Genomic DNA, 14,105 nt, shown 5'->3' with positions numbered 1-14,105 from the left:
GAGCGAGTGCGTTAAATTCCGTTTCCGGAACGATGTCTGCATGGGGTGTGAGAACAACAATGCGTTTGTCCCCAACCGTCCGGCTGCCACATGGTCGTCTCCTTCGATTGAAGGTCGACCGCTTAAGTTACGCTCGACTGCGCCTTGCGGAAAGGAGGCAGTCCGGGATGGGTCATTCTTGACGGGTCGCACCAGCGGCAAGCCCGGCAATATCGGCCTTGCGCCAAAAGCGGAAGTGAATTCAGAGCATTGGCGCCTCGGTGGTGGGCCGTTTTGGGTTGATGTACCGCCGCGACAGCCGAACCGGAGCCTCGGATCATGCGCTTCCGAAACTCGGTGACTAACCATGGGACAGACTAAACAAATCCGCCTTGCGCAGATCGCAAAGAAGGACGCCGACGCGCTGATCACACGGCTGCATTACAGCCACAAGACCATCAACAATGCGTTCCTTGCGGTGGGCGTCTTTATCGGCGGGCGGCCTGAAGGCGCGATGACGTTTGGCCCGTCGATGGATAAGTCGAACATCCTCGGGCTGGTGCGCGATACCGCATGGAACGGTTTTCTCGAATTGAACCGGCTGGCGTTCTCAGCAGCGCTACCGCGCAATTCCGAAAGCCGCGCACTCTCGATCGCGCTGCGGATGATCAAAAAGTATTATCCGCACATCGAATGGGTGATCTCGTTCGCCGATGGATGTCAGTGCGGCGGCGCGACGATCTATCGCGCGTCCGGCGTCACGCTTACGGGGCTCAAGTTGAACAAAAGCCTGCTGCGATTGCCCGATGGCTCGGTGACGCACAAGATGACGCAAGTCACCGGCAAGAACCGCGTTGCGCATTTCGCCAAGACTGGCGGATCATGGTCGGGCCAGGGCACGCCGCTCGACGGCTACCAGATGCGGTGTATCTATTTTCTCAATCTCGAAGCGCGTGCGCGGTTGGTGCCGCAAGAAATCCCGTATGCGGAAATCGATCGGCGCGGCGCGCGCATGCATCGCGGAATTGCGCGTGGCAAGCAGGCGATGGCCGACGACCAATCGGCACAGCGGCGCGGCAGCGGCGACCGCCACGCTCCAGTTTGAGAGTTTGACCGACGTGTCGGATTTTCGGAAGACGAGATCGCGGTCCGAGCCTTCCTGATCGTGACCACTTACGCTTGTAGCGTCTGCGGGTAGCGGAGGACGACTTTTATACCAGTGGGCAAGTTCTTTATGGGATTCCTATATCCGAAGCCCCCGATAACTCTGGTTTCCCTATGCCTCTGCAGCCATCCTTCAGACGCAGTCGCATTCAATCGATGGTGTGTATGTTGTCAACCAGAAGCGATGACACGGAAAGGTTGGATCGGGTAGCCGGTAAGCTTCGCGTGACGCCGGTCTCACGGCGAATCTGATGTCCAGGATTGTTGCAGGTGCCTGCACGCGCGTCTCAAGCCTGACGAGAGCAGGCAGGACCGAGGTTTTCGATCGCCTGATCCTTGCGGAGGCTTGGACGGGGGCGACGCTCTCGCTGATCGAGTTGGAGCTGCCGATGTGGCAGCGTCGCCGACTGGTTTACGATGACGGTGAGCGGCTCTGTTCGCTGTCCCGCCATCCCGATGTTCCGATTGAGTTCGACGAGCCGACCGAAGGACGGCATGAAACCATTGCAGTTGCGATTCTGTTGTCTTTAGTAGAGGCAAAGTGGCTTCTCGCGTCGAGTGAGCCGATTAGCACACCATCCGTGCCGGAGGCACGGCCTGTAACAGCAGACCCATTTTGCTGCGATAACTTCAGGCAAATTTTCATGCATCGGTTCGACGCCTCCTGCATGCATCGCAACAGAGGTACTTGAAAGAACATGCCAGCGAATGATGTCGATCAAGCTGCAGGCCCGATTCAAGCCTCGCAAACTGTCGATAGTCGGCAACATGCCGGCTTCTGGGGCTTAACCCTTGGCGCCATCGGCGTCGTCTATGGCGACATCGGAACGAGTCCGCTCTATGCGGTGCATGAATCGGTGCTGGCGGCGGTCGGCCCCGGAAAGCCGGCGAGCCACGAAGCCGTGCTGGGAATCCTTTCGTTGATTTTCTGGGCCCTGCTGCTGGTTGTCACTCTAAAGTACGTCGTCATTCTGCTGCGTGCCGACAACCATGGTGAGGGCGGGACGCTCGCCTTGATGGCGCTCGCCAACAAGGCCATGGGCGAGCGAGCACCGATCATCGTACTGTTAGGCATCATCAGTGGCGGCCTGTTCTATGGCGATGCGATCATCACCCCCTCGCTCTCTGTGCTATCGGCTATCGAGGGCATCAAGATCATCACGCCGGCGTTTGAACCTTACGTGGTCCCGGTAACGGCCGCGGTTCTGCTCGGCCTGTTTTCGGTGCAGTCCCGTGGAACCGCGCGGGTTGCCGCGTTCTTCGGCCCGATCACGCTGGTGTGGTTCATCGCACTCGCGCTCGCGGGCGTGTGGCACATCGCGCAGAATCCGTCGGTGTTGCTCGCGTTCAATCCCCTTCACGGCGTGCGCTTCCTTCTCGAGCACGGCATGGTCGGGCTGCTGACCTTGGGTGCGGTATTCCTGGTCGTAACGGGCTCAGAGGCGCTCTATGCCGACCTGGGCCATTTCGGTCGCGGGCCGATCCGGACTGCATGGCTGTTCGTCGCCTTGCCGGCACTGACGATCAATTATTTCGGCCAGGGCGCTCTGATTCTGGCTGATCCGGCCGCGATCGAGAATCCGTTCTTTCGGCTCTACCCGCAATGGGCGTTGATACCGATGGTAGTGCTCGCCACCGGTGCGACCGTCATCGCCAGCCAGGCCGTCATTACGGGCGCCTATTCCGTGACCCAACAGGCCATCCAGCTGGGCCTACTGCCGCGCCTGGAGATCATGCACACCTCCGAGGCCCTCGTCGGACAGATCTACATGCCGCGCGTAAACGGATTCCTGCTGGTTGGTGTTCTGGTGCTCGTCTTCGTGTTTCGCTCGTCGAACGCCCTGGCCTCCGCTTATGGCATCGCCGTCACCGGCACCATGGTCGTGACGGCGATGCTCGCCTTTGTCGTGATTTGGAAGGTATGGAATTGGTCGTCCGTGGCGGCCGCGGCATTGGTCGCGCCCTTCCTGATGTTGGATCTCACCTTCCTTGGCGCCAACCTCCTGAAGGTACTGGAAGGCGGCTGGATGCCGCTGATGCTCGGGACCGCCATGGTGACAATCATGTATACTTGGCGTCGCGGTACGGCGGTTCTGGCGGCAAAGACCGCGAGGCTTCAAACACCGTTGGATACGCTGGTGAAGATGCTCGAGCGCTCGCCGCCGCCTCGCGCATCAGGTACAGCTGTCTTTCTCACCGGCGATCCGAAGCATGCACCGACTGCGCTTGTGCACAATCTCAAGCACAACAAGGTGCTACACGACCGGAATGTTGTGCTGACGGTCGAATATGCCCAGCGACCGCATGTTTCGCCGGAGGAGCGCGTTCGCCTTGAGCGTCTTGGGGACAGATTTCTGCAGCTCATGCTGCGGTTCGGGTTCATGGATGTACCGAATATCCCGCAGGCGCTTGCCATCGCCCGCAAGGCGGGATGGCAGTTCGAGATCATGTCGACGTCGTTCTATCTGTCACGGCGCTCGCTCAGGATCGCCGCCAGCTCGGAGATGCCGCACTGGCAAGATCGGCTATTCATTGCTCTCGCATCGGGAGCCAGTGACGCAACCAACTATTTTGGGATTCCGACCGAACGCGTTGTGGAGATTGGCGCGCAGGTGGCGATCTAGGCGCCGACTTCCCCTTCGCCCATCGCGTTCGTTAGAAAGCGCCAGCTATTATGTTGCCTGGTGGTCGCTAAACGGACATCCTTTTGAGGGAAACGATGAGCGCGGCGGTCAGCGGCGTGGCATGGCCGTCGGGCGCAATTGCGTAAATGAGCGCGCGCCGGGTATGGGCGCGCGAATCATATTCAAGGCCGCGGGTGGCTGCCAGTACGGCATAGCGCTTCTCGATCCGATATTGACCGCGTCCGATAAACAGAGACGCGGTGAAATGGTCAGCGCTCCGGATGGCTGCAATGGCACGGGACTCGATCGCGTCAAACGTCATGCGGGGCATCCCCAGCGGCAAATGTCATGATCAGTGCTCGCTCGGCAGAAGGATGACATTGCCCCAGATGGCGATGTCGTCGAGCGGGAAATCGGTGAAATCGATGCCCTCGGAATGCAGGACCGTATCGGTGGCGTTGCCGTCATCGCAAACGAGGCGCGCGCTGCGGTTATCCATGACCTGCAATCGCCAAACCTGAAATTCCTCGGCCCCAATCTTCGGTTCGAGTTGCAGACAAGCGATCTTATCGAGCAGCCAATACGCGCCGTCCTTCTCGGCGAGATACGGCACGCCGTCGGTGTAGAGCACGTGCCGATTGAGGCCGTCCCGATACCATTCGGCCGTGCCGGTGGCGAGGTCCCCCGGGGTCAGCTTCGTCATTTCACATACGTTTTTTCTTTTTTCGCTTCCCTCATCGGCCGGCCCGGAAATGGGGGCCAAAACCCGGGGGAAGTGGCCCAGAACTAGGCCACTGGTCGGTGGTTGGAAGATCCTTCTTGTCCAATTCCGGGGCGAATAATGGCGAAAGATCAAAGGGTACGGATGTCCGGAAACGGCCGTAGGGGCGCCACTGGTGGGGGAAGGCTAGGGCCCTCCGGTCAGGCGGGCGGGAAAAACGCACCCCTGGCGCCCGGATCGGCGGCCGATGGCGGGGCCGGCCGGGGGCCGGCTTCACGACCGAACAGGTCCGGGTGCCCGCCAATAGGTCCTCCATATTTTCCGTCCCACGCGCCTCGGCCAAGTTCGGGACGTTTCGTTAGTGACGCCCGCGCTCGTCAAGCTGTACTTCCTCGATCAATACGACGACGCCGAGCTTGATCGCAAAAAGCTGGCCGATGTTCGCCGCGTTCATCACCTCGTCGGCGCCCCGAGGACATTCTGCCCCATGCCACCGACGCGGATAATTCGGACAGCGGCTCGATCGGGATCGCGCCGCTTGAACCCGGCACGATCCAAGCGCTGCGGCCGGGCGAGCAGATCACGTTCTCCGAACCGGCCGATGTCGGCGGCGCCTATGAAGCTTTCCAGTATCGCAATCAGCTTGCGACGTTTTCGGTGCTGGGCGTGCCCTACATGCTAGGGACCAGTGATACCCGGCGCGCGTCCTATTCGTCACTGCGCAGCGTGATCGTCGAATATCGCCGCCGGCTAGAGCAATTGCAGCATAGTGTCATGGTCTTTCAGTTCTGCCGGCCGGTCTGGCAACGCTGGATGAACGACGCGGCGCTCGCCGGCACGATCTCACTGCCGGGCTTCGCGGGCGATTTCCACGCGCTCTCGCGCGCGAAATGGATTGCGCCGCGCTTCGAGTGGGTCGACCCGCTCAAGGATCGCCAAGCCGAAAAGCTGGCGGTGGATTCCGGTTTCAAGTCGCGCAGCGATGTCATCGAGGCGGAAGGCTACGACCCCGAGGAAACCGACGAGCAGATCGCGGCCGACAAGAAGCGCGAGAAACGCCTTGGGCTTGAGGTCAAGATCCAGACCGCATCCGCAATGCAGACCGATCCGAATGCATCCGATCCTCAAGAGCAAGCGGACGCGCAAGGGAACTTATCTGACGATGACGCTGAGGCAGCCTAGGAGAAACGATCATGCGCCGTTGGTTTTCGATGCGAAAGCTGGACGACAACCGGCGAAACCCTGATCTATGACGAGATCGGCAAGTCGTTCTGGAATGACGATGCCCTGTCGGCAAAAGATTTCGACGACGAGTTGAAGGCGATGGGCGCTGTGGCGAACGTCAATCCAGCGGGTTCCGGCGGGCATAAGGTGCTTCCCGGCTAGTTAGGCTGCCAATGGCAAAGCGGCTCACGCCATTGCGGGTTTCGCGATGTACCGAAGCTCCCCCCGTCCAAGCGTTCACGCCACCATACGAAGGACAAACAGCGGTTCTTCGTGTCGGTGATTGCGTATGATTCCCTCCCTGGCACCATTCCACGCTTTTCCAGGCTGAACTACGATTTGGTGCGATGTCATTGCGTGAGACGCTGGACCGCGGCGCCACGCCACGCGTTGCCGTCTCCGCGCAAGACGATGGCGATTGACCAGTAAGCCGAAGCCGCGATGGGGAAAATCGTGAGTGTTTCCTGAACAAGGCATACTCGATATTCGGAAACCGAAAGCGCGATGACGCGCCCTAAGCATCGTCCTCCGCGATTATGCGGTTACTCTCCATCCGGCCACACGACGTTTCGGCGATCTTGTCGTTATTCGCCTTGATGGCCGGTTGACCACCTCCCGAAGATGCTTATCGCCCTTGATGCTTTGCGGCAGACGGCTAACGGCATTGATAGCTCCTCATCCGATCCGCCGCGCGCTTCGATGCCGCATGTATGATGTTGGAAAAAGGGACCGATGGCTGAAGCCTGCAGCTTCGCGCCTTCGGATCGTGACAGGCTGAGCATGAGCACCCCCTGGCGTTACCCTTGTCCAACATCGCGGCAGCTTCGGCTGGGTGGAATTGGAATAGATCGAGAATCATCTGACGGCGAAACCGCTCCGCGAAGGTTTGGACTGGCCTTGTCACGAAACGACGTGCGGCTGTCCCGAGCCGCAGGACCGTGCTCGTCGTCTGGGGCACGACTCGTTGCGGCATACGGATAAGCCCGTCCCATCAATCACCCCGAACGGTCGACGGCAATCATGACGAGCTGAGCGCAAGGAGAATGTGATGACCGCGAGCCCACTTCGCTCGAAAAACGGTTCTAGTTCGCGATGAGGCTCTGGAAGGCGAGCGGCTTGATTGAGATCGAGCCGATAAACGGCCGGTCGTGTGCCAGAATCACGAAGTAAGCGGCGGACGCTACCAGCACATATAGATGCGTGGCTGTCACCTGCATGCGCAGCGAATGTGTATTGCAGATGGCGATCGCCGTCAGCGCCGATGTCGATATGATGACCATCGCGATCCATTGCGCCCAGGTAATGCCGGCATTCGATGCGGCGATACGCGCGATGCGCGCATTGCGAGCCACAAGAACCTGGTTCAGAAGCGCCGAGAATATTGGCTGCTGATCGAGCGAGGTCGGCTGGTGGGAAAGGAATTCGATCAGGGTGACCAGAATGCTCTCCGATGTGTTGAATACCGGATCCTCGAGAGTGCCGCCCTTCGCCATTTCGGGCCAATCGACCTTGATCACGCTCGTTACATAGTCGCGGATGTTGGTACGAATCGCGGTTCGAACCTCGGCAGGAAGGCCCGCGGCGAGCACCGATGCATTTTCCAATGCATCCGGCACCAGCACGTACGGCGGCGGCACGCTGATCGCCGCCGGCACGCTGCAGATCGGTAACGGAGGCACGTCCGGATCGATTGTCGGCGATGTCCAGAACGAGGGCACGGTGGCGTTTAATCGCGCCGACACGGCCGTCTTCGCGGGCAACGTCACAGGCACCGGCGGGCTAGCGCAGATCGGGACGGGCACCACAGTGCTGACCGGCAGCAACAGCTATCATGGCGGCACAACCATTGCCGCTGGCACGCTGCAGGTCGGCAATGGCGGGACGGCGGGTTGGATCACCGGTAATGTGGCCGACAACGGCAGACTCGCGTTCGATCGCGCCTTCGTCTTCGTGGGCAACATCACCGGTACAGGTTCACTTGCCCAGCTCGGCGTCGGCGTCACGGTACTCGAAGGCAACAGCAGCGTCACCGGGGGCACCACCATCGCGGCCGGCACGCTCGTGGTCGGTGACGGCAACACTTCCGGCACCCTCGCGGGCAACGTCGTCAACAACGGCGTGCTGGCTTTCTATCGGGCGGATACTTCCGTGTTCGCGGGCACAATCTCCGGCGCCGGGTCGGTGCAGCAGATCGGCTCGGGCACCACCTGGCTCAACGGCACCTCCAGCTACACCGGCCCGACCGACATCTATGCCGGACGCTTGTCCGTGAACGGTTCGATCGCAGCGTCCTCGCTCACCACCACGCATGCGGGGCGGCACGCTCGGTGGCAACGGTATCGTTGGCCAGACCCTGATCGATGGCGGCACGCTGTCGCCGGGCAACTCCGTCGGCACGCTCACCGTGCAGGGCAACCTGACGTTCACCGCGGCCGCGACCTATCTCGCCGAACTCAATTCCGTCACCTCCGATCGCGTCAATGTCAGCGGCACGGCGACGCCCGCCGGCGCGACCGTTGTCGTCGCGGTCTATCCAGGCACCGACTACGTGAAGACCCGCTACACGCTGCTCAACGCCGCCGGTGGCATCTAAGGCACCTTCGGCGGACTGGTCAACACCAACCTGCCGGCGAGCTTCAATCCGTCGCTGAGCTACGACCCCAACAACGTCTACCTCGATCTCAAGCTCACCTATGCCGGCGGCATGAACATCAACCAGCAGAGCGTGGCCAATGGGCTGTCGAACGGCTTCAGTGCCGCCGGCGTCATTCCGCTGGCGGTCGGCGGCTTGACGCCCGCGGGCCTCACGCTCGCGTCGGGCGAACTCGCCACCGGCATCCAGCAGACCACGTTCGACGCCATGGGGCTATTCATGACGACGATGACCGATCCATCGGTGGCCGGCCGCACCGGATGGTCGTCGCTCGACGGCCGTGCAGCTTTGGCCTATGGACCGGTGACGTCGGACAAATTGGGCGGCGCGCGCGACGCATTCGCGGCGCTTCCCGGCGCGGTGGCGGCCGCCTCGTTCGATCAACGCTGGAGTGTCTGGGCGGCCGCCTTCGGCGGCGGGCGCAGTACCAGCGGCAACGACATCATCGGATCGCACACCCTCACCGACCGCATCTATGGCGGTGCCGTCGGCGCGGATTATCGGCTATCGCCGGGCACTCTGCTCGGCTTCGCGATGGCTGGCGGCGGCACGGGCTTCGGCCTTGCCAATGGTCTCGGCAGCGGGCGCTCCGATCTGTTCCAGGCGGGTGTGTACGCCTATCACCGCATCGGCGCCGCCTATCTGTCAGCGGCGCTCGCCTACGGCTGGCAGGACGTCACGACTGATCGCACGCTGGCGCTCGCCGGCAGTGATCGCCTGCGTGGCACCTTTCAGGCCAACGCGTTCTCCGGTCGCCTCGAAGGCGGGTACCGGTTTGCGACGCCTTTCGCCGGGCTCACACCCTATGCGGCTGGGCAGTTCGTGACGCTTGATCTGCCGCCCTATGCTGAAGGCGCGCTTGCCGGAGACAACATGTTCGCGTTGAACTATGCATCCCGCAGCGAAACGGCGAGTCTGTCTGAACTCGGCCTGCGCACCGACAAATCGTTCGCGCTTGACGGTGCGCTCCTGACGTTGCGGGGGCGCGCCGCATGGGTGCACAATTTCGACACTGGACGCAGCGCCGCTGCGACTTTCCAGGCGCTTCCGCAGGCGAGCTTCCTGGTCCGCGGCGCGACGCTGGCGCCCGACGCCGCGCTCGCCACGGCCTCCGTCGAGATGAAATGGATCAACGGTTGGTCGGTTGCCGGAACCTTTGAGGGCGAGTTTTCCGATCTCAGCACCAGCCTGGCCGGCAAGGGCACCGTCAGCTATCAATGGTAAGGCCAAGTTTATTTCGGCAACGACTGCTCAATGGTTCGAGCACGCAGCGGGCGCCATTTCGAGTTCGTGTAGATGATGTGCATTCCGGAGCGCCTCGACGGCCGGCTCGGCGAGGTGTCGGACCCGAGCGCCGAAGAGGTATTTGCGAGCCATTCCAACCGGAGCCCGACCAACTATGCAAATTATCAATAGGTTGGGGCTAAGGGGTATGATGAACACAGCGACTTGGCCCGTTCCAAGTCCGCGTCGGAGGGAGCAACGGGTTTCTCATTCGAGAAGGTCGGGGAAAAGGTTATGCGTAACTTGACCGAGCAAGACATCCGAAGCCGGGCCTATGCGCTCTGGCAGGCTGCAGGCGAACCCGCCGACACCAAAATGGACTACTTCTGGTACGAAGCCGAGAAAGAGCTGCTACGCGAGCGGGCGGCGTCGGGAGTCCATGAGACGCGCCGCAGCTCATAAGCCTGGGGGTTACACCGCGGCGGCACTCGGTCCAAATCAGCATCGGATCCGTGAGGCCTGAGACGATGGCGCGCGCCCGATCGCGTCCAACCGTGGTGCTCCAGGGAGCGGCGAAGATACCCGTGGTCGGAGTGTGCCGCGGGCAACGCCATCACAGCGGCACAGAACCGTAGGTCATAGCCAACGCGTGTCCGGATGGCTCTAGACTAGAAGGGGACACTCGGGACGCTGCGAGCAACTGTGGCGCGTTTTTTACGTCGGTACGACGACAGTCCCACCGAATACGCCACCAGTTCCCGAGCCTCTGCCTTACTAAGCCCTATTTCATCTGCCAAGTCGTTAGACGCGGGGCGGACCTCGCTACACGCTGCGAGGGCTTCAACCGCCATGCTCAACCGTTTCGGCGACATCGTCTATTGGGCGTCTATCGCAGGTGCCATCGGCTGGCTGGCGCTGTTTCTTGTCTTGCCGCGGGTTCAACAGTACTCGCCATCCCCTGATGATTTACGTCTGTGCGCTGCCATTGCCATCGCAGGTGCTCCGCCGATCTTGCTCGTTGGGCGCACCGTCCGCTACGTCCTGACGGGAAAGTGCTGAGGGGTGGGGCGTGCTCATGCTAGTCGATGACTTTCATCACTTTATCTGCCGCATCGCGAAAGAGCACGCCGATCAGGCCGTAGAGCGAAGCACTCGCCAGGATGAACAGCACAACTTTCACCATGCCTGAGACCCCGCTGGTTGGACGGGGTAATGGTGATCGTGGGTCGTTAATGGAATGTTACTCCGCGCCCTCGGCTTCGGCCCGCGAAACTCTAGGACCTTGTAGCTGCTTTGGCTTCATCCCATGGCGCGCGCATCCATACATGGCGCTCGCCTAGCGTCGCGAGTACTTAGGCACCTCCGCAGTGGCTCGACGCAACATGATTTCGACGCACCGAGCGCCAGGTAGCGAGCTCACAGCGTTAATTCGGTGCGGCCTTGATCCAGGGTTCGCCGTTGTAACTGCCTTCGTTCCCATGCCGCTTTGATATCGAACACCGCGACGATAGCGGCGGCGCTAACTGACAACAAGTTTGATCAGGTCGGTCCGCTGGCGCGTGCGGTCGTGGATCTCTGTTCGATCGCGTCCTGACCGGCGACGACACGACGCCGACCGCGACGCCTTTGCGTGGTGTCAGAATTGGCCTGTCGTACGATCATCTCCTCAGACACTGAAGCATTCGGCAAGCTCCATGAGGCCGGCGCGACGCTGGTGGAGGTCGCCACCCCCGATGTTGTGCGAGCGGCTACGGACATTGGAGGGACGATCCTGGTCAGCGAACTGGCCCGGGGGATCGCGAGGTACTTGCAGGAGCAGGGGACCGGCCTGACCTTCTAGGCAATGTTTGCGCAAGTCGGCCCTTCGATGAAAACATACATCGAGACTCGAGCGCTGCCACCGAGCAGACCCAGTCGTGAGGCTTATGAGGCAGCGCTGGCCAGGCGCGATCAACTGAAGGCTACCGTCCGCGATTGGTACAGCCAACACAATATTCTGATGCTTGCACATCCCGTGATCATGGGTCTCCCACCGAAGCTGTCTGACGGAATTGAAACCGAGGTCGGCGTACAAAAGATTCCGTTCCGAGTCGCGATCGGGCGCAACATCGCCTTGGGAGGCTGTGCAAGCATGTCTAGCTTGGTTCTGCCAGCCGGTGAGACCCCCAGTGGTCTGCCTGTCGGATTGGAATTTGACGCATTGAGCGGACAGGACCGGGAGCTGCTGTCCGTCGGCTTGTCGCTTGAGGCAACGTTGGGCCGCGCCAACCGGCCTCCTCTGTTGGGGTAGCCGCCTCGCCGCATGGATCGTTGTAAGTCTCCACGATCGACCCAACGAAATGCTATGCCAAGCGACCGGCATCACGTTGCTCCATCGGAAACAGATCGGATCTATTACTGTCGCGGCTTTACCCCGCTTCCAAGAATGGCAGGCATGGGGACCCGGAAGCGGTCCCCGTTTCGGAACAGCTGATCCACGCCTTCAGCGACGGCGACGTTGATTGCCGAGAGAGCAGCGCTGTCTTGAGCAAGAAGAAGAGCCCTTATCCTTACCCCTCCCTGCAATGCCAGATTCACCAACCCAGTCGCAGTTTTCAGTAGCAGGGTCTGAGCCACAGTAATTGCAGCGACATCGGAGAAGTCCACTTGCGCAAGCGCGGCCTTCATATCCTCCGGATCGCCGAACTGGAGAAATCGGGACCGTGCGGCAGGGAACGTCAACACGCCCGTGAGCTTTCACCGTCCCCAAGATAAGGCCGAAGCCATTGGCTGGTGAGGTCGTTCCCAAACTATCAAAGACCGGCAGAGATTTCGGTGCAGGCGATCAAGGAACTGGAAATCCAGTGACCGGTCCGACGTTAGATCGTGCTTGATGCCCGCCGAACCGAAAGAGATCGATATCTGTTCCATGATACTTACAGGCGCTGGCGTATCTACGGATACGCGCGCGTTCGTTGCTCTGGAAGTTGCCGACCAAGAAAAGGCCTTCGCCGTCGCACGACGGATCGCTGAGAGCACCGGCCGTGAAGTGACCGTCCGTGATGCGAACTGGGTAGAGTTGATAACCATTCCGGGTGGAAAGAGGCACTGAGACCGACCCGGCCTTGGGCTCGCCCGCCAAAACCCGAACCCGTCCTCAGGCTCATCCCTTCGCCCCAGCGATCGCGGGCCGCCGTTCGGCCAGCGCCCAAAGGCCAGCGCCTCTTCCGTAGTACAGCCGGAACTAAGGGTTCCAAAAACCGTTAATTGCCGGAACCTTGGTGCGACGTCGCGAGCGCGCACAATTACACGGCATACATTCTCGGTGCCAATGGCTGCATTGTCACTCGCTTAGACTTGCTCTGTCGTGACGAGCAAGCAGACAGGGAGCGCGCCAAAGCGTTCGCCGACTGTCACATTGAACTATGTGACGGCGATCGCCTGATCGGAGAATTCAAGCAGCGAATTGGCCGACTTGATCCGCTATGCCTAGGTCCGTCGCAATCACTCTCATGAGTTTGGCCGCCGCGTGCGTGTTCGCGTTCAGCATTGCGGCTGTCCTCATGGCTCACTAGCCGAAACGGGTCACCAACTTCAATTGGCAACCCGTCACGAACTCGGTCCTTTGGATCAGCACCGGCCCTGCTTCCAGAGACCGGGCGGGCATCCACGTCCGCGCCAGCCAACCTTGCGACCGCGACTCCAGCCAAATGGTCGATAACCGTGTCCATGACCCCAGCCGCCATGCCCCCAGCCGTGACCACCTCTTACTTGGATTAAGTCAGTGCTGTTCGTGGTGCCCAGCGCAGGCAGATGAGCAGGCGATCGCGGGAAGGCCGACACCGGCGAAGTCATGAAGGCGATCGGCAGGGCGAGCGCTATTCCAAGAAGCAATTTGCGCATGGGCATCCCATTCCATATTGAACACTCGATCATGCAGACCGGGGAAATGTGGCGAAACTTCTACCCTGCGGTTTCGGGCCGGCTAAGACCGTTCCAGCAACAAGCAACGGCTAGGCAGCATTGCTCGACGCTCTGAGGCGACCGCTCGCCCGGCATCCGTTAGGCCGCCAAGGGTCCAATCGTCGCCCTCGGCGCGTTTGATAATCCGGCAAGCTATGGACCGGCGAGCCTTATGATCATCGGCACCCATCGGAAGATGCTGACAGGCCTTTCCAGCGCAACGTCCATATTGGCGAAGGTCCGCCTGTCAAACCGGTCTGCAATGAGCATCATTGACCTCCCAAGCAATTACTTACTTCGGTGGAATGAGGAGTTAGGCGGAAGGCGATACGCTAACTCGGCTTCAGTACCGAGGGCAGGCCCCAAGCACCTTGCCTACCGGCCGGTTCTTCGAACAATAGCCTCGATTTATCGTACAACCCCAGGCCCATAGATCGAAACAAGCCAGCCCGCCAGTGCATTGAACGACCATGGGAGAGTCCTTCGGCAACTCCTTTACTGTCGTTGCAGTAGCGGCGGACGATGCTTCGCCGGACCGGCCACAAATTTGGATCGCATTAGCTAAGCCAAGTCA

At 60.8% G+C, this 14,105-nt stretch carries 14 protein-coding genes and 1 pseudogene; 12 read left to right on the top strand and 3 right to left on the bottom strand.

The features are described 5' to 3' along the window. Window positions 1-346: 346 nt before the first annotated feature. From P6U25_RS05920 to P6U25_RS05910, 3 genes are all read left to right on the top strand, one after another. The gene (locus tag P6U25_RS05920) at window positions 347-1,084 is read left to right on the top strand and encodes a hypothetical protein (protein WP_407150537.1); all 738 of its coding nucleotides are present in this window, start codon (window positions 347-349) and stop codon (window positions 1,082-1,084) included. 310 nt (window positions 1,085-1,394) lie between these two features. Beyond that, the gene (locus P6U25_RS05915; protein WP_407150536.1) at window positions 1,395-1,835 is read left to right on the top strand and encodes a hypothetical protein; all 441 of its coding nucleotides are present in this window, start codon (window positions 1,395-1,397) and stop codon (window positions 1,833-1,835) included. A 6-nt stretch (window positions 1,836-1,841) separates the two neighbouring features. Further along, complete coding sequence (locus P6U25_RS05910) at window positions 1,842-3,767, top strand: potassium transporter Kup (RefSeq protein ID WP_407150535.1); 1,926 nt, start codon at window positions 1,842-1,844, stop codon at window positions 3,765-3,767. 67 nt (window positions 3,768-3,834) lie between these two features. Here P6U25_RS05910 and P6U25_RS05905 read toward each other — a convergent pair whose 3' ends face one another. Beyond that, entirely contained in the window at window positions 3,835-4,089 is a 255-nt protein-coding gene (locus P6U25_RS05905; RefSeq protein WP_407150534.1) for a hypothetical protein, read from the bottom strand. 30 nt (window positions 4,090-4,119) lie between these two features. Continuing rightward, on the bottom strand, window positions 4,120-4,470 hold the full coding sequence (locus P6U25_RS05900; protein WP_407150533.1) for a DUF6876 family protein: 351 nt from the start codon (window positions 4,468-4,470) through the stop codon (window positions 4,120-4,122). 495 nt (window positions 4,471-4,965) lie between these two features. Between P6U25_RS05900 and P6U25_RS05895 the strand changes: the two genes are divergently transcribed. Then, entirely contained in the window at window positions 4,966-5,670 is a 705-nt protein-coding gene (locus P6U25_RS05895; RefSeq protein WP_407152433.1) for a phage portal protein, read from the top strand. A 9-nt stretch (window positions 5,671-5,679) separates the two neighbouring features. Here the strand turns inward: P6U25_RS05895 and P6U25_RS05890 are convergent, their stop codons facing one another. Continuing rightward, window positions 5,680-5,856: a hypothetical protein gene (locus P6U25_RS05890; RefSeq protein ID WP_407150532.1), complete on the bottom strand. Its 177-nt coding sequence runs from the start codon at window positions 5,854-5,856 to the stop codon at window positions 5,680-5,682. 1,392 nt (window positions 5,857-7,248) lie between these two features. Here P6U25_RS05890 and P6U25_RS05885 point away from each other — a divergent pair. The 8 genes and pseudogenes from P6U25_RS05885 to P6U25_RS05850 all read left to right on the top strand — a co-directional run. After that, window positions 7,249-7,947: pseudogene (locus P6U25_RS05885) on the top strand (autotransporter-associated beta strand repeat-containing protein); the annotation flags it as partial. 73 nt (window positions 7,948-8,020) lie between these two features. Further along, window positions 8,021-8,305: an autotransporter outer membrane beta-barrel domain-containing protein gene (locus P6U25_RS05880; protein WP_407150531.1), complete on the top strand. Its 285-nt coding sequence runs from the start codon at window positions 8,021-8,023 to the stop codon at window positions 8,303-8,305. A gap of 111 nt (window positions 8,306-8,416) precedes the next feature. Continuing rightward, the gene (locus tag P6U25_RS05875; protein ID WP_407150530.1) at window positions 8,417-9,589 is read left to right on the top strand and encodes an autotransporter outer membrane beta-barrel domain-containing protein; all 1,173 of its coding nucleotides are present in this window, start codon (window positions 8,417-8,419) and stop codon (window positions 9,587-9,589) included. A 294-nt stretch (window positions 9,590-9,883) separates the two neighbouring features. Further along, window positions 9,884-10,051: a DUF2934 domain-containing protein gene (locus tag P6U25_RS05870; protein WP_407150529.1), complete on the top strand. Its 168-nt coding sequence runs from the start codon at window positions 9,884-9,886 to the stop codon at window positions 10,049-10,051. Between the two features lie 387 nt (window positions 10,052-10,438). Next, complete coding sequence (locus P6U25_RS05865; protein WP_407150528.1) at window positions 10,439-10,648, top strand: hypothetical protein; 210 nt, start codon at window positions 10,439-10,441, stop codon at window positions 10,646-10,648. A gap of 571 nt (window positions 10,649-11,219) precedes the next feature. After that, complete coding sequence (locus P6U25_RS05860; protein ID WP_407150527.1) at window positions 11,220-11,429, top strand: hypothetical protein; 210 nt, start codon at window positions 11,220-11,222, stop codon at window positions 11,427-11,429. 3 nt (window positions 11,430-11,432) lie between these two features. Continuing rightward, window positions 11,433-11,879 (top strand): amidase family protein, encoded by a 447-nt coding sequence (locus P6U25_RS05855; RefSeq protein ID WP_407150526.1) that lies wholly within the window; start codon window positions 11,433-11,435, stop codon window positions 11,877-11,879. Window positions 11,880-12,461: 582 nt separating this feature from the next. Continuing rightward, window positions 12,462-12,680: a hypothetical protein gene (locus P6U25_RS05850; protein ID WP_407150525.1), complete on the top strand. Its 219-nt coding sequence runs from the start codon at window positions 12,462-12,464 to the stop codon at window positions 12,678-12,680. The last annotated feature ends 1,425 nt before the right edge of the window (window positions 12,681-14,105 follow it).

The organism is Bradyrhizobium sp. ORS 86, assembly GCF_045571475.1.
Classification (GTDB): Bacteria; Pseudomonadota; Alphaproteobacteria; order Rhizobiales; family Xanthobacteraceae; genus Bradyrhizobium.
This window is presented reverse-complemented; position numbering and strand designations above follow the sequence as displayed.

Bases quoted from the DNA above. Each gene is read 5' to 3' on its own strand.
- P6U25_RS05920 (WP_407150537.1), top strand. From the start codon at position 347: ATGGGACAGACTAAACAAATCCGCCTTGCGCAGATCGCAAAGAAGGAC.
- P6U25_RS05915 (WP_407150536.1), top strand. From the start codon at position 1,395: ATGTCCAGGATTGTTGCAGGTGCCTGCACGCGCGTCTCAAGCCTGACG.
- P6U25_RS05910 (WP_407150535.1), top strand. From the start codon at position 1,842: ATGCCAGCGAATGATGTCGATCAAGCTGCAGGCCCGATTCAAGCCTCG.
- P6U25_RS05905 (WP_407150534.1), bottom strand. From the start codon at position 4,089: ATGACGTTTGACGCGATCGAGTCCCGTGCCATTGCAGCCATCCGGAGC.
- P6U25_RS05900 (WP_407150533.1), bottom strand. From the start codon at position 4,470: ATGACGAAGCTGACCCCGGGGGACCTCGCCACCGGCACGGCCGAATGG.
- P6U25_RS05890 (WP_407150532.1), bottom strand. From the start codon at position 5,856: ATGCCCGCCGGAACCCGCTGGATTGACGTTCGCCACAGCGCCCATCGC.
- P6U25_RS05880 (WP_407150531.1), top strand. From the start codon at position 8,021: ATGCGGGGCGGCACGCTCGGTGGCAACGGTATCGTTGGCCAGACCCTG.
- P6U25_RS05875 (WP_407150530.1), top strand. From the start codon at position 8,417: ATGAACATCAACCAGCAGAGCGTGGCCAATGGGCTGTCGAACGGCTTC.
- P6U25_RS05870 (WP_407150529.1), top strand. From the start codon at position 9,884: ATGCGTAACTTGACCGAGCAAGACATCCGAAGCCGGGCCTATGCGCTC.
- P6U25_RS05865 (WP_407150528.1), top strand. From the start codon at position 10,439: ATGCTCAACCGTTTCGGCGACATCGTCTATTGGGCGTCTATCGCAGGT.
- P6U25_RS05855 (WP_407150526.1), top strand. From the start codon at position 11,433: ATGTTTGCGCAAGTCGGCCCTTCGATGAAAACATACATCGAGACTCGA.
- P6U25_RS05850 (WP_407150525.1), top strand. From the start codon at position 12,462: ATGCCCGCCGAACCGAAAGAGATCGATATCTGTTCCATGATACTTACA.